Consider the following 18,984-nt stretch of genomic DNA (forward strand, 5'->3'; position numbering starts at 1 on the left):
ATGGCGCCTTCCAGGCGCCTTTCTCGTATTCCCAGACAGGTGAATTCACGCCAATTGCTGCCAGAAAACCTTTTGGCAGCGCTCCATTTCAGACCTGCACTTCTGTTTGCGGAACGAAGCAGCGACGAAAACCGGGCGGGAATTCTGAGCTTCCCGTTATGGCGGGCGTTTTCGACCATCGTTATATTTCTTGAAATATAACGATGGGTAGGCTTACCTGTGATGACGAGACCCGTTCGCGGATGTGCCAAGCGCGCGGCCGTATCTCGAAGTGCCAGCAACTGCCCTAGCTCCGGAACGCCCATGCCCACCTTGCCCCGTCTCAAATCCCACGGTGTCCCTCTGCCTGCTGCGGCCTTGTCCTTCGCTGCACGTCCGGATGGTCACACGCCCAGGATCAGTGCCCATCGCTTGCGGACCTGGGACATTGCCTCGACCTTTCATTGCTCGATCATCGGCACCTGCTTGACGTCAGGAGAATTGCGCCAGGTTCTGATCAGAGCCGGCCAGGATGATGCGCGCGCCGCGACCGACCATACCTTGCACGGCCGGGGCGTGTGGCTTGCTGGTCAGCGGGATCAGGCGGCAAAGTTGCTCAACAAGGCGCTCGACAAACGCCACGAGAGCAGCATCAAGCGCATTCCCCGGCAGGCCGATCAAGACGAACTCCGCAACATCTGGCGCAGTTCCTTCGAGCGCGGCGACATCGCTGGCCCGTACTGGGCGCTGATGAGCCATCCGGGAACATCGCCCGAATTGATGCGCGAGATCTTCGGGGAAGTGCATATGCTGTCGCACCTGGTCGGCAGCGCAAGTCGTCTCGACATCGCACGACTGACCCAGTTGGAAAAGGAACTCGAACAGGAACGCGAAAGAACCGCCCGGCAGGAGACACGTCTGAAGGCGGCGGCCAATGAGCGTATCGCCTTGCAACAGCGCCTGCGGCAATTGGAAGAGAGAGCTATCCACGCCGAAGCGATCGCCGCGGCTTTCGCCCCCTCGGCGCGCATTGCAAGAAGCGCGAGGGGTCTGTCTGAGGCCAAGGAAACGGACGACATCCGCAGCGAGGCCTTCGCCGAGCGCCTTGCCGCATCCGAGGAGAAATCCGCTGCTCTGCAGCGGGAACTGGAGCAAATGCAGGACCTGCGTTATGCGGTCCTACGCGAGAACGAAGCCCTCGAGGCGGCAATAACAGCGCAAATCAGGGACGACAGCAACACGCCGCCCGCGCAGCTTACCGGCCCCGTGCTCTATGTCGGCGGCCGCCGCAATCTGTTTGATCACCTTCGCGCCTACGCAAGAATACGCGGCATCGACCTTCTCCTCCACGATGGAGGCATGGAAGACAGCACGACGCTCCTGCCTGCCCTCGTCGGGCAGGCAGCGACGATCCTCTTTCCGGTCGATCACATCAGTCACGCCGCAGTGGGCCTGGTCAAACGCCTTTGCCGCGAGCAGCAAAAACAGTATCTGCCGCTTCGCTCCGCCGGGCTTGCCAGCTTCCTCACCGCCATCAGCGGAGCCGGCGGAGCCTATGGACGTCCATAGCTCCGGTGATCTGTCCATGCCTGCGGTCGCGAGGGCCCCGTTCACCGGACGATCAGGAACACCCCACTGACGATGGCAAAGCCGAGGACGGCGATGCGCAGGCCGCGGCCGCCGATGCGGCCATGGACGTGTCTTGAAACCGCACTTCCGAGCAGTACCGCCGGCGTCAGATAAAGGGCGACGAGCAGTTGCTCTGACCCAACGCGTCCGGATATGGCCAGCACGGCGAGGGACATGACCTCGCCGACGAAGAAGCAAAGGGCGACCGTTGCCCTTAGGACCGGCGCCTTGGCGTGCTGGTAGAGCAGCGCAAGCGGCGGGCCACCGATGCCCGTGGCGGTTTCGGTGACGCCGGTGAACAATCCCACCCCGAGTGCGCTCGGCCTGTTCGGCGTGAACGGCGGGGCGACGAGAGCGGCAACGGCTGCAACCACCGTAAACACACCGACGGCAAGATCCAGTTGTTCGATCGAAAGCGCTGCCAGCAACCACAGGCCACCGAAGGTTCCCGCGAAGCGACCGATCGTGATCCAGGTCGCACCCGACCAGTCGACATGGGCACGCTCTCGCGCCGCCACGTGCAGATTGAGCGGCAGCATCAGCAAAAGCAGGGTCACCGGCAGCAGATCGGGCTTCAGCATCCCGACGATCGGCGCGACGATCAGGGCAAAGCCGATGCCGATCGACCCTTGAATGAAGGCCGAGACGAACGTCACGGCGGAGAGAACGGCAAGAAGACCAAAACTCATTGGTATTGCCCAAGACGACGGTGCGCTTCCGACAGCGGGTGAATGCGCTGGATCGGCGCCTCGGCAATGGCGGTTGCCGTCTCGCCGCGCACCTCTTCGAGAAGCGCCCGGGCATCCCAGTCGATCGGCCAGCCTTGCCACAGCCGAAGCTGGCCGTTGGTAAACACCGCGTCGATCTGATCGCGATTGCCGTAGCGGACAAGCTCCCACGTCAGATCGTGTGAGGGCGTAAATTCAGGCCGGTCGAGATCGACGAGCAGGAAATCGGCCGCAAGCCCCTCGGTGATCGATCCGGTCACACCGGAAAGGCCCGCAGCGTCTGCGGCGCCGGACGTTGCCCGATCGAGCCAGAGCCAGCCGCCGCCGCAGGAAGAATCCCCGGTTGCAAGTCCGAAGCCCGCGCGCTGAAGGCCTTCGGCCGCATCCATCAGACGGAACGCGTCGGCGCGCGTTCCGTCCGTTCCAAGCCCGAACCTGATGCCGAGCGCTGCCATCTGCAGGGCTGGTGCGACGGCATTCCCCTTCCATAAGGTGGCAACAGGATTGTAAGCGACGGCGGTGCCAGTCTCGCCCAAGAGATTGAGTTCATGCGGCGTGACGAGCGTCGAGTGTGCCAGCAGGACCTGGGGCCCAAGAACACCCAGATGCGCCAGGTGCTCGATCGGTCGCCGTCCTCTTGCTGCCAACGAGCGTTCAACGGCAACGAGGTGTTCGTTGACATGGGTCTGGAACACCGCCCCGGACGCGGCTGCCATTTCGGAAACCGCTCTAAGCATTCCGTCCGTGGCGGCCTCCGGGATAGAAATCGCCAGCGAGGGGTGGATCAGAGGGTTTCGTCTGTAGGCGGACACGTGCTCTTCGGCCAGACGCAGGATGGCGGCGGGTTCGGCGATCTCAGCACTTCCGGAAAGATCGTTGCAGATAAAGCCGACGACGCTTCGAAGCCCCACCTCCCCTGCAGCCCGCACCAGCGCGCCGACATGGCCCTTTGAGCGGGTACCGGCGTCAACGGCGGTGGTAAATCCGCCGCGCAACGCTTCCCATGCGGCAAGCTTTGCCGAGAGATAGACCATGCGCTCATTGAGGCTGCCTTCCAGCGGCACCCAGACCCGCCGGAAGATTTCCGACGGTTCTCCAAAGACGAGGGCCTTGCCGAGCGACTGGGTCAGGTGCGTATGGGCATCGATGAAGCCAGGCATCAGCAGATGGTCGGGCAGGTCGATCGGGACAATTTCGGGAAAGTCCTGGGCGATTGCTTCCACCGTGTCGATCCGGTGGAAGATACCGTCGCGCACGACAATGGCTTTTCCGCTTCGCGGGCCTTCGGGCAGAAGAACTTGCCCGGGGCGCAGCACGAGGTCGCCTGATGTCGACAGTTGTTGGCGGATTGCGCTCACTCGCTTGCTCCTTGAGTGGTGGATTGTAGAGGCGCCGTCGCGATCGCGGATCGTCCCGCTTGGCCCCAATGCGAAAAAATGGCGTTGACGACGACGGCGGTGATCGTGCCTGCGGCAAGTCCGTTGCCGAGGATCATCTGCGTCCATTGCGGGAACTGACTGTAGACACCGGGCACAAGGATCGGCAGGAGCCCCATCGACAGGGCAGAAGCGAGCGTGAACATGGAGCCATGCACACGCAGATCGACACGACGCAGGAGGTCGATCCCGATGACGCCGATAATCGAAAAGACGATGACGGCCGTGCCGCCGACGACGGCTTCAGGCAATGCCGTGGCCATCCGGCCGATCGGCGCGAAGAGAGCGATGAGAACAAGGATGGCGCCCGCCATTGCCGTCACATAACGGGACCTGACGCCGGTCGCGCGCACGATCCCGACGTTCTCGCCGCTGGTGATGATCAGCGATGTGCCGAACAGGCCACCGACAAGCGACATCAGTGCATCGCCGCGGATGGTCGCAGGCACGATTGCATGGGCATCTCCCCGGCGGCCGACGATTTCAGCCGTCGCGATCGTCTGACCGGTCGCCTCCGCCATGGAAATGATCGAGAACACGATCAGCGGGATGGCTGCGACGAGGTCGAACTTCGGCATGCCGAAGGGGAATAATTGCGGAACGGCGATGACCGGCCCGTCAAACACGCCGGACAGATCCATGTGGCCGATGACGAGCGCGACGAGCGCACCCCCGACCAGCCCGAGCATGACGGCGAGCCGCTGGAGCGTTCCGGAAAAGACCCGCGCCGCAGCGACCGTCAGGATGATCGTGATCAGCGCCAGTCCGACCTCGACGGGTGCTGCGAAACCTTCGCTACCAGGCTTTCCGGTGATGGTCACGCCATAGATGCGCACGAGATTGACCGAGACCAGCAACAGCATCGTTCCAACGACGATCGGCGGAAAATAACGCAGCAACCTGCGGAAGACCGGCAATGCCAGAAAGTAAAAGAGAGCCGTTACGATGACGGAGCCCACGGCGGTCTGAACATCCGTCTGCTGGGCGATCGCCAGAAAGATCGCAATCGGCGCGCCGCCCGGCACCATCACGAAGGGCAGGCGTGCGCCAAACCCCTTTGGCCCGAAGCTCTGCAGCATCGAGCCGAGGCCACAGACGAAAAACGTGGCGCTGATGAGCGAGACCGTCACCGCGTCCGAAAACCCAAGGGCCTTGCTGACAAGAAAGACGGCGGTGATGGGAGACGCGGCCATCACCAGCACGTGTTGAAGACCGAACAGGAACAGGCTGCGCAGCGGCAGCCCCTCATCGACCGGTTCGACCACTCCATTCAATTCACTCTGCATGTTTTCCTCCTCCCGGCCTCCTCAAGCCGTTATGCAAATCGTTTTGCATGCGCATCCACTAACACACAATCGCAGCTTTGCAAATCGTTTTGCTTCGGTACGATCGGCGTGATAGGAGAGGTTGATCGGAGGACTGATGGGCAAACCTACTATCGCCGACCTTGCCAAGGCGGCCGGAGTGTCGGTCACAACTGTTTCGCACGCATTCAGCGGCCGGCGTTACGTCGAGCCGGAAACGCGCAAACGCATCGAGACGCTGGCGCAAGAGATGGGCTATCGTCCCAATCACCGTGCACAGCGTTTGCGCACCGGCAGAGCCGGATCGATTGCGCTGGTTTCATCGATGCCCTTTGCGGTGGCCGCCGGCCCGTCGAGGCTGGGTTTCCTTATGGAAATTGCCGCCGCCGCCGCGGTAACGGCTTTTGCCAGGGGCATTTCCCTTTGCCTCGTCCCTCCGCTCGGGCCTCGCGACCGCCTCGACGCGCTTGAGGTAGACGGGGCCATCGTCGTCGAGCCGGAACGGGACGACCCGGTGCTGGATTTCTTTTCCTCCCGCGGGACCGAGGTCGTGTGCATCGGACGCGCGCCCGGCCGTCACGATCTTCCGTTCGTGGATTTGCAGAGCACGGCCACCGCGCATCTGCTGCTCGATCACCTGTTTGCGGGCGACGGCCAGATCGGTTTGATCACGGGTGAACAAAGGCGCAATTCCTATATCGAGATGGAGGCTGTCTACGCGCAGCGCATGGCCGAAAGCGGCTTTCTGCCACTCGCCATTCGCATCGACGAACAGGGGGGCGAACAGGCGGCAACCATCGCCGCTGAAAGCTTGCTGCGTGCCAATCCCTCCATCTCGGCTCTTTGCGTGCCGATCGACGCCTTTGCGACAGGCGTTGTCAATGCGGCCCACGCCACCGGGCGCCAGATCCCACGCGATCTACGGATCGCGACCCGCTACGATGGCATGCGGGCCAAGCTCGCCACCCCTCCACTGACAGCAGTTGATCTGCACCTTGGCGAGGTGGCCGCCGCCGCAGTCGACCTGCTCCTGGCGCGATTGGAGCAGGTGAACATCGAACCAGCGGACCTGCCGCCACCAGGGCTGATCCTGCGCCCCTCTTCGCTGGTTTCGCGTGATACCCTCTGAGCAAGGCTCAAGCCAAGAGCGCTGTGGCCCGACATGCGCGCGGATGCCCGCATACTGCTTCACTCCGCGACGCGACCATTATGAGGTACGGCCACCGGCACCGCGAACCGATCTTGCCGGGGTCCGCCCGCTACCATCCCTGAGGACATCGACAACTACCCGAAGCCTCACTCGTGTCGGACACAGTTCGCCACGACGGATCGTCGGCTCATTTGGTTCCGACATGGGTCATTGAGACCAATCGGAACAATACCAGTTTAAAACCTAGGAAAAATTTTGCATAAGGGGTCATCCGGAAAGGTGATCTCCCATGAACGATCAGACAGCGCTCGCGTTTCTTGCCAACCAAATGTCAGGCGACAGCAGCGAGCCGCTCTATCGCCGTCTTGAAGAGGCGATCAAGCAGGCCATAAACGCATCGACACTCCGCCGTGGCGCCGTCATCCCCAGCGAGCGGGACTTGAGCGAGGGCCTTTCGATCTCGCGCGTAACGGTGCGCAAGGCGATCGAGGGCCTGGTTGCCGATGGCCTGCTCGACCGCCGTCAAGGCGCAAAGACCGTGGTTTCCTCACGCGTCGAGAAGTCGCTGGCGACGATGACGAGCTTTTCCGAAGACATGCGCTCGCGCGGGCTCGAACCCGGCTGCACCTGGATCTCCCGCGAAATCAGTCGCCCGTCACCGGCCGAAATGATGGCGCTCGGGATTCCGGCGGGCGAAAAAATCGTGCGCCTCCGACGCCTGAGAACCGCCAACGACACCCCGATCGCGATCGAAACGGCATCGCTTCCTGCCCGCTTCGTGCCGGATCCCGGTGCAATCGGCGCATCCCTGTACGAGTACCTCGCCACCCACGGCGCGCTACCCGTCCGGGCACTGCAGCGCATGCAGGCCAAGCCCGCCAGCGAGGAGGAGCGGCGCCTGCTCGAAACGCCCGAAGGTACGAGCCTGCTCGTCATGGAGCGGCGCTGTTTCCTGGCCGACGGGCAGATCGTCGAGTTCACCCAGACCAAGTATCGGGGCGACGTCTACGACTTCGTCATCGAATTGATGAGATAATACCAGTATAATTCCTGTTGCAATCTGGTCTTACACTGCTACCGTTAGGCCTCCATTGGGAGAGCCTGCGTGACCTTCGACATCCATAGCCTCAAGCACGGCCTGATCGTTTCCTGCCAACCGGTCAAGGGCGGCGTCATGGACAATGCCGCCATGGTTGTCGGTTTCGCGTTGGCCGCGCTCGACGGCGGCGCAACCGCCCTTCGCATCGAGTCCGCGGACTATGTTCGCGCCGTGCGGCAGGCGACCGATCGCCCGATTATTGGCCTCGTCAAGCGCGACCTGGACACGTCACCGGTCCGTATCACCCCCTTCATCGAGGACGTCGACGCTCTGGCGGCAGCCGGCGCCGATATCATCGCCTATGATGCCACGTCCCGTGAGCGGCCGGTTGCGACCAAGACGCTCGTCGAGCGCATCCACACCGCCGGCAAGATCGCCATGGCCGATTGCTCGGTCATTGCCGACGCCCAGCGCGCGCTTGTCGAAGGCGCGCATATCGTCGGTTCCACACTTGCCGGGTACACGGGACCGGTCGAACCGACGGAACCGGACTTCGCCCTCATCGCCGCCATGCGCAGGCTGACCCCTCACGTGGTTGCCGAAGGCTGTGTGCGCACGCCCGAACAGGCCGCTCAGGCGCTTCAGGCAGGCGCCTTCACCGTCGTCGTCGGCTCCGCGATCACGCGTCCCGAGCACGTGACGGCGTGGTTCCGGCAGGCGCTCGACGAAACGCTTGTCGGAAGCGAGGCTCGACCATGAGCAAGCCCCGGACCGTTCTTTCGATCGATGTCGGCGGCACGAAGATGCTCGCTGCCCTTGTCCGGGGAACAGAAATCGTCGACACGCACCGGATGCCGACGCCCCGCGAAGGCGACCCGGCGCAATGGCTAACCGCCCTCTTCGGGGCAATCGCGTCCTGGCGCGGTGCCTATGGCTCGGTCGGCGCCGCGGTTACCGGTATTGTCGATAACGGCCAATGGTCGGCGCTCAATCGCAAGACCCTCGACATCCCCGACGGCTTTGCTCTGACGGAAACGATCGAGCGGCTCGCAGGTGTGCCGGTGCTGGCTGCAAACGACGCCCACGCGGCCGCCTGGGGCGAATACACCTTCGGCGCAGGCAACCACGAAGACATGGTTTTCCTGACGATCTCGACCGGCATCGGCGGGGGCGTCGTCCTGAACGGGCGCCTGCTCGGAGGGCTTGCCGGACACTTCGGCCAGTCGCGCAGCGCCGAATGGCCAGATGACGCGCTTGAAGACCACATTTCCGGCCACTGGATCGCCAGGCAGGCAGCCCCCCACCAATCGGGCGCAACCGCCCGCGACGTCTTTTCCGCCGCTCGCGACGGACACGACTTCGCGAGGCGCATCATAGCAACATCCGCAGAGCGAACCGCTTTGCTCTGCCGCAACATCCAGCTTTCGCTGGACCCGAAGCGCATCGTCATCGGCGGCAGCATCGGTCTGGCCGAAGGCTATCTCGCCGCCGTCGACCGCGCACTGGAACCAGTGCCAGCACGCCTTCGACCATCGCTATACGCCGCCGCCCTTGGGGAGAATGCAGGGGTGATCGGCATCGCTGATCTTGCAGAGCGTCAACAAAACTTGAGGGAGAACCAAAGATGACATTTGCGACCACGAAAAGACATGCACTGCTTGCCGCCGCGGGGATTGCCGGGCTGCTGGCGGCAACGCCAGCCCTTGCGGAAGTGACCGTTCTCGGCTGGCCGGGCGGCCCGGAAGAGACAGCGCTGCGTGCCGCTGCCGATGCATACAACGCCAAGTCCGATGTCGCCGAAAACGACAAGGTCGAACTTCTGTTCTTCAACCGCGACGGCTTCTGGGACAAGCTGCAGGCCGACCTCGCCGCCGGTTCGAAAGCCTTCGATCTCAATCTGCTTGCCACCTATTCGATCGGCCGCTATGCGCCGTTCATGGAGCCGGTTGAGCTCTCGAGCGAAGCGAAGGCTGTCTATGGCGATTCCGTTCTGTCGACCATGCAGTACCAGGGCAAGCAATATGGCGTGCCGACCGATCTCTCGCTCCATTTCATGTATTTCCGCAAGGATCTGATCGAGGCCCTGCTGAAGGATGACGCCGGCAAGGCGAAATATGCCGAGATCTCCGAGAAGTACCTTGGCAAGAAGCTGGTGCCGAAGACCCCGGACGAATGGACCTGGGACGATTACGCCGCCACCGCGCTCTATTTCACCCAGGCCGTCAACCCGGACAGCCCGACCCGCTACGGCACGGTGCTGCAGCTCAAGAACCTGCTGTTCAACATCATGGTCTGGCAGTCGGTACCGCGCGCCTATGGTGCCAACTGGATGGACGACAGCGGCAAGATCACCGTCAACTCCGATGCCTATCGCAAGGGCCTCGAGATCTACAAGCTGCTCTACGACAATGGCGCGACCCCGAAGGACTCGCTGTCCTACGAGTTTGCCGAAGCGAATGCCGCCTTTGCCTCCGGCCAGGTGGCCGCTATGCTGCAATGGAATGCGGCCGCCGGCGACCTGACGAGCAAGGAAAAATCGCCTGCCGTTGCCGACGTGACCGAAACGGTTGCGCCCCCTGCAGGTCCCGAAGGGCGCTTCACCCACATCCACGGCCTCGGTTTCGGCCTCAACAAGAATGCCGAAAACAAGGAGGGGGCGGCCAAGTTCCTGAAGTGGCTGTCTTCCAAGGAAGCCGCACTGACCTACGCCAAGAACAACGGCGCGCCGGCCCTGACACCTGAGGTGGTTGCAGAAGTTGCTGAATCCCGGCCTGATCTCGTCAAGCTGGGCGAATTCGCCGGCAAGTACGGTTACGTCATGAACGGCGCTACGTCGGCCAAGGCGCTTTCGGTCTACGAGCTGCAGGCCAAGGAGTTCACCGGCTACTGGTCCGGCCAGCAGTCGATCGACGACGCGCTCGCCAATACCGAAAAGGGCATGGCAGACCTGCTGAAGTAAGTGACAGGCTGCGGTGTCCGCCAGGACGCCGCAGCCCTCCACGACAAGCCGGTACTGGGCAAGCTCCTCCGCTCTCAAGGATGTGGGCTGGCAAGAGCTCCCGCAACAGGCGCGAAAAAGAGGACCGAGGAAACACCTTGCGTCCCCTTGCCCGTCCGACAACAGACACAGATCGGTGCCATGACGATAGCCAGACCGCAATCCAATGCCCCTGAATTCCGGCTGCTCGCCACGCCGCTCGTCCTCTTCCTGCTCGTGTTTCTGGGCTTCCCGGCCCTCGTCAATCTGATCTATTCGGTCTCCGAGGTTTCTTTCGAAACGCTGCGTGAACCCGCATTTACGGGCTTCAAGAATTTCCTCTCGGTCTGGAACGATGCGGCCTTCTGGCAGGCGAGCTGGTTCTCGCTGCGCTTCGGCTTGCTGACCGCCATTCTCGAATGTCTTTTCGGCCTGTTTCTGGCGATATTCTTGTCGCCGCTGATCGAAAAGCGGAGCTGGCTGATGGCGATCCTGATGTTGCCGCTGATGGTCGCGCCGGCGCTGGTCGGCCTCATGTACCGCCTTGTCCTGCACGAGTTCGTCGGCCCGGTGCCCTACTATCTCTGGACCTATTTCGGCGCCAGCATCTCGTTCCTTGGGCCTGGCTCGGCCTTCTGGACCCTGGTCGTCGTCGAGACGCTGCAGTGGACACCGTTCACGCTGCTGCTTTTCTACATGGCCTATCAGGCGATCCCCTCCGAGATTGCCGAAGCATCCGCCATGGATGGGGCACGAGGCCTGCAGCGCCTGTGGTTCATCGAACTGCCGATGATGGGGCCGACGATCGCCGCCGCCCTGCTCATTCGCTTCATCGACGGCTTCCGGGTCTTCGACAATGTCTATGTGCTGACCGGCAGCGGTCCGGGCGGATCGACGGCATCATTGTCGATCTACATCTACGAAGCTTTCTTCAAGCAGGGCGCCATCGGCAAGGCGGTTGCCGCCTCTGTCGTCCTGTTCGTCGCCTCATTCGCCGTGCTCTACGGCCTCAACGCTCTCGCCAGCCGGCGGAAAGGCGCCAAGCGATGATCTCTGCGCTCCGTTGGTTCGTTTTCGCCGTCGCCGCCATCGCCTTGAATTTCCCGGTGCTGGTGACGCTTTCCACCTCGTTCAAGAGCGCGCGCGAGCTCTCCGGCAATCCCGGGCTCTGGGTACAGGCCCCGACATTCGAGAACTACCGCACCGTCTTTGAGGTCTCCGACCGGCTGAACATCTTCCTCTATCTGTTCAACAGCCTCGCGGTGGCGCTGATGGGCACGGTGCTTGCCGTGGCGCTGGCGCTTCCGGCGGCCTACGCGATCGCCCGCGGCAGGATCGGCGAACGCACGCTTCTGCCCTTCATCGTCAATCTGCGCGCCGTACCGCTGATCATCTTTGCGATCCCGCTCTACATGATGTTCCAGTGGCTGGGGCTGCTCGATACGCGCCTGGGGCTCGGGCTGATCCTGACGATCGTCAATCTGCCGCTCGCACTCGTCATTCTCGTCAATGCCATCCGGGACCTGCCTTCAGAACTCGACGAGGCTGCCCTCATGGATGGTGCGAACCGCACGCAGATCCTCATCAAGGTCGTGACGCCGCTCTGCCGGCCGGCGATCGTCACCAGCCTGATCTTCGGCTTCATCACCGCCTGGAACGAGTTCCTCTTCGGCCTGATGCTGACGACCTCCAAGGCTGTTCCGGTCACGGTCGGCGCATCCTTCTTTTTCGCCGCAAGCGGCGGTGGCGTGCAATGGGGTGTCGCCTCGGCCGTGATGATCGTCGGCGCTCTTCCACCAATGCTGCTCGGCCTTGTCATGTACCGCCAGATCAGCGGATCGATGACCGCCGGCGCGGTCAAGGGTTGATAGTCCAGGAGACACGCATGGGTACGATTTCGCTCAAGAAAGCCGGCAAGCGCTACGGCGCGGTGGAGATCATCCGGGAGCTCGACCTCGAGATCGCCGACGGGGAATTCGTCGTCATCGTCGGGCCCTCCGGCTGCGGTAAATCCACGCTGCTGCGCATGATCGCAGGCCTCGAGGCGACGACCGCGGGCCAGATCCTGATCGATGGCCGCGACGTGACGTCCGCTTCGCCGGTCGATCGCCAGCTTGCCATGGTTTTCCAGTCCTATGCGCTCTATCCGCATATGACCGTGCGGCAGAACATGGGCTTCGGACTGCGGCTTGCCAAGGTGCCGGCGGCAACCGCCAAGGCCAAGATCGAGGCCGCGGCAGAAACGCTCAAGCTCACGCCCCTGCTCGACCGCTACCCCAGGGAGCTCTCGGGCGGTCAGCGCCAGCGCGTCGCCATCGGCCGGGCGATCGTGCGCGAGCCGGTCGGCTTCCTCTTCGACGAGCCGCTTTCAAACCTTGATGCGGCGCTGCGCGTCGATATGCGGCTTGAGATCGCCAAGCTGCATCGCACCCTCGGCGCCACCATGATCTATGTGACCCACGACCAGGTGGAGGCGATGACGCTCGCCGACAGGATCGTGGTGATGAAGGACGGGCGGATCATGCAGCAGGGTCGCCCGAGAGACCTCTACGAAAAACCGGCGAACCTTTTCGTGGCGCAGTTCATCGGGAGCCCGAAGATGAACCTCCTGCCCTGCCGGCGCGACCGGGGCGATCGTCTCGACCTGAGCGGCGAAGGCAATCTGACGCTTCCCATGTCGGGGAAGTCTGAACCCGAGCAATTGGGCGCGCGACCCGAGCACCTGGCGCTGGTTGCGCCGGAGAGCGGTCACTGCCGCGGCGTCGTCGAGGCGAGCGAATATCTCGGCGGCAATTTGAGCGTCTTCGTTCGCGCCGGCCGGCTCGGCCTGATCAACGTCAGTGCACCGGCCGACACGCCTTTCCAGGTCGGCGAAGCCGTCGGGATCCGGATCGATGAGAACCGGTCGTCGCTGTTCGATAGCGCAGGCGCGGCGATTGGTGCCTGGCGCTAGAGCGTCCGCCTCTGGTCTTTGAGCAGAGGAAGTCCGCAAGCCGTCCTGTCCTGCCCTTGGCCGCTGGCGCTGCAGCATCCGCAAGGATGAAGGGCCCATGACCCTTGGCGATTAAGGTTCATCAAGCAGTCCCCCTCCTCGGATAAAGGAGGGGCCGTCCTTCATCGTTGGGGACATTGCTGGAACTCCAGCGCGCTCTACTTGTTCTCCATCTCTTGGCGGAGGAACAAAGATGTCTGTAACGGCGAGACCTCGAGCGGCATCCGCTCCGGCCGGGAAAACAGAGCCGGCAGCGGCCAAGCGGGCGGGAAGAGGGCATCACTGGATCAGGAAGGCCGACGCCGACCAGACGAGAGCAAGCTTTCCCGAACTCTTCTTCGATCTCGTTTTTGTCTTCGCCCTTGTCCAGCTCGCAAAGACGCTCGCCACTGATTTTGGCCCGACTGCCCTTGCCGAGGCTGCTCTTCTCATCCTGGCGATCTGGTGGGTCTGGATCCACACGACGTGGGTCACAAATCTGCTCGACACCGAGCAGGATCCGGTGCGGCTGATGCTCTTTCTCTTGATGTTCGGCGGCATTCTTCTGGCAATCGCCTTGCCGGGCGCGTTTGCAGACCATGGTTTTGCCTTTGCGATGATCTACTGCTGCATGCAGATAGGGCGGTCCGTGTTCATGCTCCTGGCCTATCGTCGTGTCGACGCCGCATCCTTCCGGACCTTCCTGCGCATTACCTTGTGGCTGGTCCTTGCGAGCCTGTTCTGGCTGGTGGGCTCGCAAATGGAGACGACGGCGCGAATTGCGTTGTGGAGTGTCGCTCTCCTCGTCGAATACCTGGCTCCGGCCCTAAGGTACTATCTTCCAGGCCTTGGGAGATCGGCACCCGAGACGCTGGACGTTTCCGGCAAGCACATGGCGGAACGCTGCGCCCTGTTTGTGATTATTTGCCTGGGCGAAACAATCCTGACGACCGGGCGCAACGCCGCAGAGCACATGACGGACGACATGACCTTTGCCGTCTTCTGCAGCGCGTTCCTAAGCACCGGCTTCATGTGGTGGATCTACTTCCACCACGGGCAGGAGAAAGCCGCCGACAAGGCGGAAGCGACGTCGAAACCGGAGGCACTGTCCCTCAATCTGTTTACGTATGGCCACTTGCCAATCGTCTCCGGCGTCATTCTGACGGCGGTCGGCGAGGACTTCAGCCTGTCTCACGCCGAAGAAGAAAGCACGATGAAAACTGCCTTGGCAGTGCTCGGCGGTCCGGCGCTATTTTTGGCCGGCAACATCTGGATAAAGCTGGCCGCGGCGCGCCAGTTCCCGATTTCACACGTTGTCGGGCTCGCCGGCCTCGCCGCCGCGGGCATGCTTTTTGCGGTTGCCGCCAATTATCACCTGCAGTTTCTGGCGACGACCATCCTCTTTGTCGTTGCCATCTGGGAGTATCTGGCATTGCGCGGTGCCTCGGCTTCGACAGCGTAGCCCGGACGCAAACTGAGGGGGCAACCTCCGAGACATGCGCGCGGTTTCTTAATGCTGAACGCGCCGGCCGATCGACACGACACAAGGCCGCGTTTCCACCACGGTCAGCGAGGCACTCCAAAGGCTGGAAGAGCAACTGGGGTGCCAGTTGGCGCTACGAGGCAGCCGCAAGTTTGAACTGACAGCGCCCGGGCAGAAGGTCTTCGAAGAGTGCAGCTGCCATGGCCGACTTCAACCTCGATCGCCGGTTCCGCTCGCCCCATCCCAAAGCGGGAACAAATGAAGAGGCGGCCTGCCTGACCGACCGTCCTGCCCAATGACGCCGCCGCTGGCCGTCAGGCGCTGGCCCAGTCGTCGAGCATGGTCAGACACCGAGCGGTCGAGCGGCAGAAGAAGCGCGTCTAAATCTGGAATCATCCCGACTATGCCCCTTGCGCAAACCATGACCCGGTTGGATACAGATAGCCCCTCACCGATCTCGCCGCGCTCAGATCACGACAGATCCGCCGCACAGGCCTAAAGCAACTCCGGAACACTGACATGCCAGTCGTCGCCTCCTACATGTATCGTTCGGGCAAGCGCGCCGAAGAAATCCCGCTTGCCGCCAAGCCATTCGAAGCATCAGGTGGCGACTTCGCCTGGATCGGGTTGACTGAGCCGACAAAGGAGGAGATGGCCGATCTTCAGGCCATGTTCGCTCTTCATCCGCTCGCGGTCGAAGACGCCCTCAGCGGCAATCAGGTGCCGAAGGTGGACATCTACGGCGATCAGTTGTTCGTCATCGTCAAAACCGCCCACCTTGAAGGTGACAAAATCACCTATGGCGAAACCTGCATTTTCGTGGGCAAACACCACCTGATTTCTGTTCGCCATGGGTCTGCCCGCTCTCATAAGGAGTTGCGCCAACAGCTGGAACAGTCACCGAAGTTCCTTGAGCACGGCCCGGACTACGTCCTGCACGGCATTATCGACTTTGTCGTTGACGGCTATTTGCCGGTCGTCGAGACGCTCGAGGACAAGGTTCTGGAACTCGAGAAACACGTCCTTGTGTCCTTCCTGCAGCCCGAACAGATCAGGCGCATCTTCCGCATGCGCCGCCACGTCATCCGCTTTCAGCGGGTGCTCGGGCCGATGGGAGAGGTGGCGGGGAAGCTCACCCATTTCGAGCTGCCCTGCATCGACGACAATGCCAAGCCCTTCTTCAAAGATGTTCTTGACCATGTGAGACGTGTGGAAGGCCTGGTCGGCGGCCTTCGCGAGATCATGACATCCGTGTTCGAAGCCTCCAATCTCCTGGAGCAGCAGCGCCAAGGCACCATCACACGGCAGCTTGCAGCCTGGGCGGCAATCCTTGCCGTGCCGACCGCCATTGCCGGCATCTATGGGATGAATTTCGAGCACATGCCGGAACTTGCGACCCGCTATGGCTACTTTGCCGTCCTCGGTGTCATTGCGACGCTTTGCTCAATCCTCTACTGGCGGTTCAAGAGGTCGGGCTGGCTGTAGGAGCCGCGCCGCCTTGGCACTCCGCCGCATGCCCCGCCAACGTCACGTCGAAGACAGGTTGCGCACTCCGGAAAATTCGGTCCGAATGTCCGGACGCCGTCCAAGGTCGTTGGACGACGCCGAGGGCTTCGCCCACAGCGAGCCCTGCCTGGATGGCATCCTCGTGGAAACCTGAACCGAAATACGAGCCGCAGAACCAGGTATTGGACTGCCCTTGCAGCGACCAAAGCTGCTTCTGTGCCGCAAGGGTGGCCGCGTTAAAGAGCGGATGCTGATAGAAGCCGCGCCAGAACACCTTGTGCTCTTCCGGCGGATGCAGCGGGCTGAGCGTCACGAAGAGCGGGCGCCGGCTCTCAATGCCTTGAAGCCTGTTCATCCAGTAGGTCACGCAGGGCTTGCGCCGCTCGCCGCCCTCGCGACCCGAGCGCGCCAGGTAGTTCCAGCTCGCCCAGACACGATTTCGCTGCGGCATCAGGCTCTCGTCGCTATGAAGAATTGTTTCGTTCACCCCATAGGAAAAGGCACCTAAGGTCTCGGCCTCTCGTTTTGAACGGTCGACCAGAAGCCCGAGCGCATGGTCGGCATGGGCGCCGATCACGACGTGGTCGTACCATTCCGGTTCCGCGCCTGGCACCGTTATCTCTACCGCGCCGTTCAGCCGTCGGATCGCCGTCACGGGCGCTTTCAAACGGATGAGATCGCGAAAGGAAGCGGTAAGCCGTTCGACATAGGCGCGGCTGCCACCATCAACGGTCCGCCAGACGGGGCGGCGAAAGAACTTCAGGAGACCGTGGTTTTCACAAAACCGGACGAAGGAAACCGCGGGATAGTTGCCGATCTCGAGCGCTGGCGTCGACCAGATCGCGGCTGCCATCGGATAGAGATGATCCTCGCGGAAGGCTGTCCCAAACCCCGCCCCATTGAGGTAGTCGTCGAGGCTCGCCGAGGGATCGAGGTCCCGCACGCCCTCCGGCGCCTCCCTGTAGAAACGCACCAGATCGCGCAGCATCGACCAGAAGCGCGGACTTGCAAGATTGCTGCGCTGCGCGAAAAGACCGGCGAGGCTGGTTCCCGAGTATTCGAGAAGGCCGTCATCCATAGAGACGGCAAAGGACATGTCCGAGGCCTTCGTCGGCACTTCAAGGTGGCGAAACAGTGCCGTCAGGTTCGGATAGGTCAGTTCGTTATAGACGATAAAGCCGGTATCGACCGCCGCGCCATCCGCGTCCACCGTGTGGCAGTGTCCGCCGATGCGATCGTCTGCCTCAAACACCGTCACCTCATGACGCTGAGACAGCAGCCAGGCAGCGGAAAGACCAGCGATACCCGTGCCCACCACGGCGACTTTGAGGGGCCGGTCGGACCGCGAAATATGGCGCATTGGGAACCTTCCTGCCGCTGTCGATTTGTCTCGTAGTTTCTGTAATTCTACGAGTGCGCAGCCCGTCCGGATCACCGTCGTTCAATAATTCCGAGCCGGTGATCCGCAGAAGCAACCGCCGCGTAAAAAGGCGCATGTATGGTAGCTCGACCGACATCGACGAAAAGGCTGGAAATGGCACGCCGCCAAAGCGGTATGCCATCGTGAGCCTCATTGAAAACCGGCAGGCGCCGACCCCCGAAGAGCTGATCGACCTTATCAAGGCCGTCTCGCGCGACCGGGACCGCCAGGCCTTTGCGCTGGTCTTTCAGCACTTTGGACCGCGATTGAAGACATACTTCCTACGGCTGACCGTTTCATCGGGTCTGGCAGAGGATCTCGTGCAGGAGACGATGCTGAACGTCTGGCGCAAGTCCTCCTACTTCGACCCCGCGCGCGCCGGCGTTGCGACATGGATCTTTACGATCGCCCGCAACATTCGCATCGATCATCTGCGCCGCCAGCGCGATCCGTCAAAGCTGCCACCCGATCCGGAGGAGATGCCTGCTTCCGTCGAAGAACACGTCCTTGGCGCCGAGCGCGATGAGCGGGTCCGTCGCGCGCTCGCGGAACTCTCGGCCGAGCAGCAGACGATAATCCGCCTTTCCTATTTCAGCGAGAAATCACAGAGCGACATAGCCGCGGAACTGGGCATTCCGCTCGGCACCGTGAAATCGCGAACACGCCTGGCGATCAACCGCCTCCGCACGCTTTTGGAAGACCAGACATGACCGCCAATCACCACGCAACGGACGAGACCCTGATGCGCTTTGCAGCCGGCACACTCGCTGCGGGACCGGCAATCGTTGTTGAAGCCCATCTGGCGCAATGCACCGCCTGTCGTGCGCGCGTCGGTGAATATCAGGCATTGGGTGGCGCACTCCTCGAAGATACGCCTCCGACCTCTCTTTCGGCGACCGCACTGAGCGACGTCCTTGCGCTCATCGAAGCGGAGGAAGTGGTCGATGCGCCCGCAACGCGTCCCCTCGCCCCGCTTGAGATCGACGGCGTTGTGCTTCCGGAGGCACTGCGCGGTTGCGATATCGGACGCTGGCGCTGGATCGGCCCGGGCATGAAGATGAGCCGGGTCGAAGTGCCGCACGATCCCGACGCCAATCTCATTCTCCTGAAGGTTGGGCCCGGCCGGGCCCTGCCCGATCACGGGCATGTCGGTACCGAGTTCACATTCATCGTCTCGGGCTCCTACACAGACCGGTTCGGAACCTTTCGACCCGGCGATCTTGCCGAAATGGACGAGGACGTGGAGCACCAACCGATCGTCGACCAGGACGATGAATGCGTTTGTCTTGCCGCCATGGAAGGAAAGATGCGCTTCAAGGGGATGATCGGACGGATGCTGCAGCCAATCTTCGGGATCTGAGC

16 protein-coding genes and 1 pseudogene are annotated in these 18,984 nt (G+C 62.3%); 13 read left to right on the forward strand and 4 right to left on the reverse strand.

Features of this window, described 5'->3' with window-relative positions:
• Nucleotides 1–303 precede the first annotated feature (303 nt).
• Complete coding sequence (locus tag OKW20_RS21430; RefSeq protein ID WP_429175061.1) at nt 304–1,548, forward strand: DUF2325 domain-containing protein; 1,245 nt, start codon at nt 304–306, stop codon at nt 1,546–1,548.
• A gap of 41 nt (nt 1,549–1,589) precedes the next feature.
• Here OKW20_RS21430 and OKW20_RS21435 read toward each other — a convergent pair whose 3' ends face one another.
• Genes OKW20_RS21435 through OKW20_RS21445 form a run of 3 tightly spaced genes read right to left on the reverse strand, consistent with a single transcriptional unit; the run spans nt 1,590 to nt 5,058 of the window.
• Nucleotides 1,590–2,297: a sulfite exporter TauE/SafE family protein gene (locus OKW20_RS21435; RefSeq protein WP_043621646.1), complete on the reverse strand. Its 708-nt coding sequence runs from the start codon at nt 2,295–2,297 to the stop codon at nt 1,590–1,592.
• On the reverse strand, nt 2,294–3,694 hold the full coding sequence (locus tag OKW20_RS21440) for an amidohydrolase family protein (protein WP_429175064.1): 1,401 nt from the start codon (nt 3,692–3,694) through the stop codon (nt 2,294–2,296). Before OKW20_RS21440 ends, OKW20_RS21435 begins: the two co-directional genes overlap by 4 nt.
• Nucleotides 3,691–5,058 carry a uracil-xanthine permease family protein gene (locus OKW20_RS21445; RefSeq protein WP_429175068.1) on the reverse strand — a complete coding sequence of 456 codons (1,368 nt, stop codon included), beginning with the start codon at nt 5,056–5,058 and terminating at the stop codon, nt 3,691–3,693. Before OKW20_RS21445 ends, OKW20_RS21440 begins: the two co-directional genes overlap by 4 nt.
• 136 nt (nt 5,059–5,194) lie before the next feature.
• Between OKW20_RS21445 and OKW20_RS21450 the strand changes: the two genes are divergently transcribed.
• From OKW20_RS21450 to OKW20_RS21495, 10 genes and pseudogenes are all read left to right on the forward strand, one after another.
• Nucleotides 5,195–6,205, forward strand: coding sequence for a LacI family DNA-binding transcriptional regulator (locus OKW20_RS21450; RefSeq protein ID WP_429175071.1), 1,011 nt, complete (start codon nt 5,195–5,197; stop codon nt 6,203–6,205).
• Nucleotides 6,206–6,515: 310 nt separating this feature from the next.
• Complete coding sequence (locus OKW20_RS21455) at nt 6,516–7,262, forward strand: GntR family transcriptional regulator (protein WP_043621635.1); 747 nt, start codon at nt 6,516–6,518, stop codon at nt 7,260–7,262.
• Between the two features lie 138 nt (nt 7,263–7,400).
• Nucleotides 7,401–8,893 (forward strand): annotated as a pseudogene (locus OKW20_RS21460) (putative N-acetylmannosamine-6-phosphate 2-epimerase).
• Complete coding sequence (locus tag OKW20_RS21465; RefSeq protein ID WP_429175074.1) at nt 8,890–10,224, forward strand: extracellular solute-binding protein; 1,335 nt, start codon at nt 8,890–8,892, stop codon at nt 10,222–10,224. Before OKW20_RS21460 ends, OKW20_RS21465 begins: the two are co-directional and overlap by 4 nt.
• A 180-nt stretch (nt 10,225–10,404) precedes the next feature.
• Nucleotides 10,405–11,292 carry a carbohydrate ABC transporter permease gene (locus OKW20_RS21470; protein ID WP_052201988.1) on the forward strand — a complete coding sequence of 296 codons (888 nt, stop codon included), beginning with the start codon at nt 10,405–10,407 and terminating at the stop codon, nt 11,290–11,292.
• Nucleotides 11,289–12,110, forward strand: a complete 822-nt coding sequence (locus tag OKW20_RS21475) for a carbohydrate ABC transporter permease (protein WP_429175078.1) — start codon at nt 11,289–11,291, stop codon at nt 12,108–12,110. The genes OKW20_RS21470 and OKW20_RS21475 overlap by 4 nt, the downstream gene beginning before the upstream one ends.
• A 17-nt stretch (nt 12,111–12,127) precedes the next feature.
• On the forward strand, nt 12,128–13,195 hold the full coding sequence (locus OKW20_RS21480) for an ABC transporter ATP-binding protein (RefSeq protein WP_429175081.1): 1,068 nt from the start codon (nt 12,128–12,130) through the stop codon (nt 13,193–13,195).
• A gap of 232 nt (nt 13,196–13,427) precedes the next feature.
• Complete coding sequence (locus OKW20_RS21485; protein WP_429175083.1) at nt 13,428–14,675, forward strand: low temperature requirement protein A; 1,248 nt, start codon at nt 13,428–13,430, stop codon at nt 14,673–14,675.
• Between the two features lie 70 nt (nt 14,676–14,745).
• A complete protein-coding gene (locus tag OKW20_RS21490; protein ID WP_429175797.1) occupies nt 14,746–14,958 on the forward strand; it encodes a LysR family transcriptional regulator in 213 nt (70 codons plus the stop codon).
• Between the two features lie 257 nt (nt 14,959–15,215).
• Nucleotides 15,216–16,181 (forward strand): magnesium and cobalt transport protein CorA, encoded by a 966-nt coding sequence (locus tag OKW20_RS21495; protein WP_043621623.1) that lies wholly within the window; start codon nt 15,216–15,218, stop codon nt 16,179–16,181.
• Here OKW20_RS21495 and OKW20_RS21500 read toward each other — a convergent pair.
• Nucleotides 16,159–17,562 (reverse strand): NAD(P)/FAD-dependent oxidoreductase, encoded by a 1,404-nt coding sequence (locus OKW20_RS21500; RefSeq protein WP_429175085.1) that lies wholly within the window; start codon nt 17,560–17,562, stop codon nt 16,159–16,161. The genes OKW20_RS21495 and OKW20_RS21500 overlap by 23 nt on opposite strands.
• Between OKW20_RS21500 and OKW20_RS21505 the strand changes: the two genes are divergently transcribed.
• Together OKW20_RS21505 and OKW20_RS21510 are read left to right on the forward strand one after the other, a co-directional pair.
• On the forward strand, nt 17,562–18,332 hold the full coding sequence (locus OKW20_RS21505) for a sigma-70 family RNA polymerase sigma factor (protein WP_429175089.1): 771 nt from the start codon (nt 17,562–17,564) through the stop codon (nt 18,330–18,332). The genes OKW20_RS21500 and OKW20_RS21505 overlap by 1 nt on opposite strands.
• Nucleotides 18,329–18,982 (forward strand): ChrR family anti-sigma-E factor, encoded by a 654-nt coding sequence (locus OKW20_RS21510; RefSeq protein WP_429175092.1) that lies wholly within the window; start codon nt 18,329–18,331, stop codon nt 18,980–18,982. Before OKW20_RS21505 ends, OKW20_RS21510 begins: the two co-directional genes overlap by 4 nt.
• Nucleotides 18,983–18,984 lie beyond the last annotated feature (2 nt).

Source organism: Ensifer sp. LBL (assembly GCF_050435225.1).
Lineage (GTDB): Bacteria > Pseudomonadota > Alphaproteobacteria > Rhizobiales > Rhizobiaceae > Ensifer.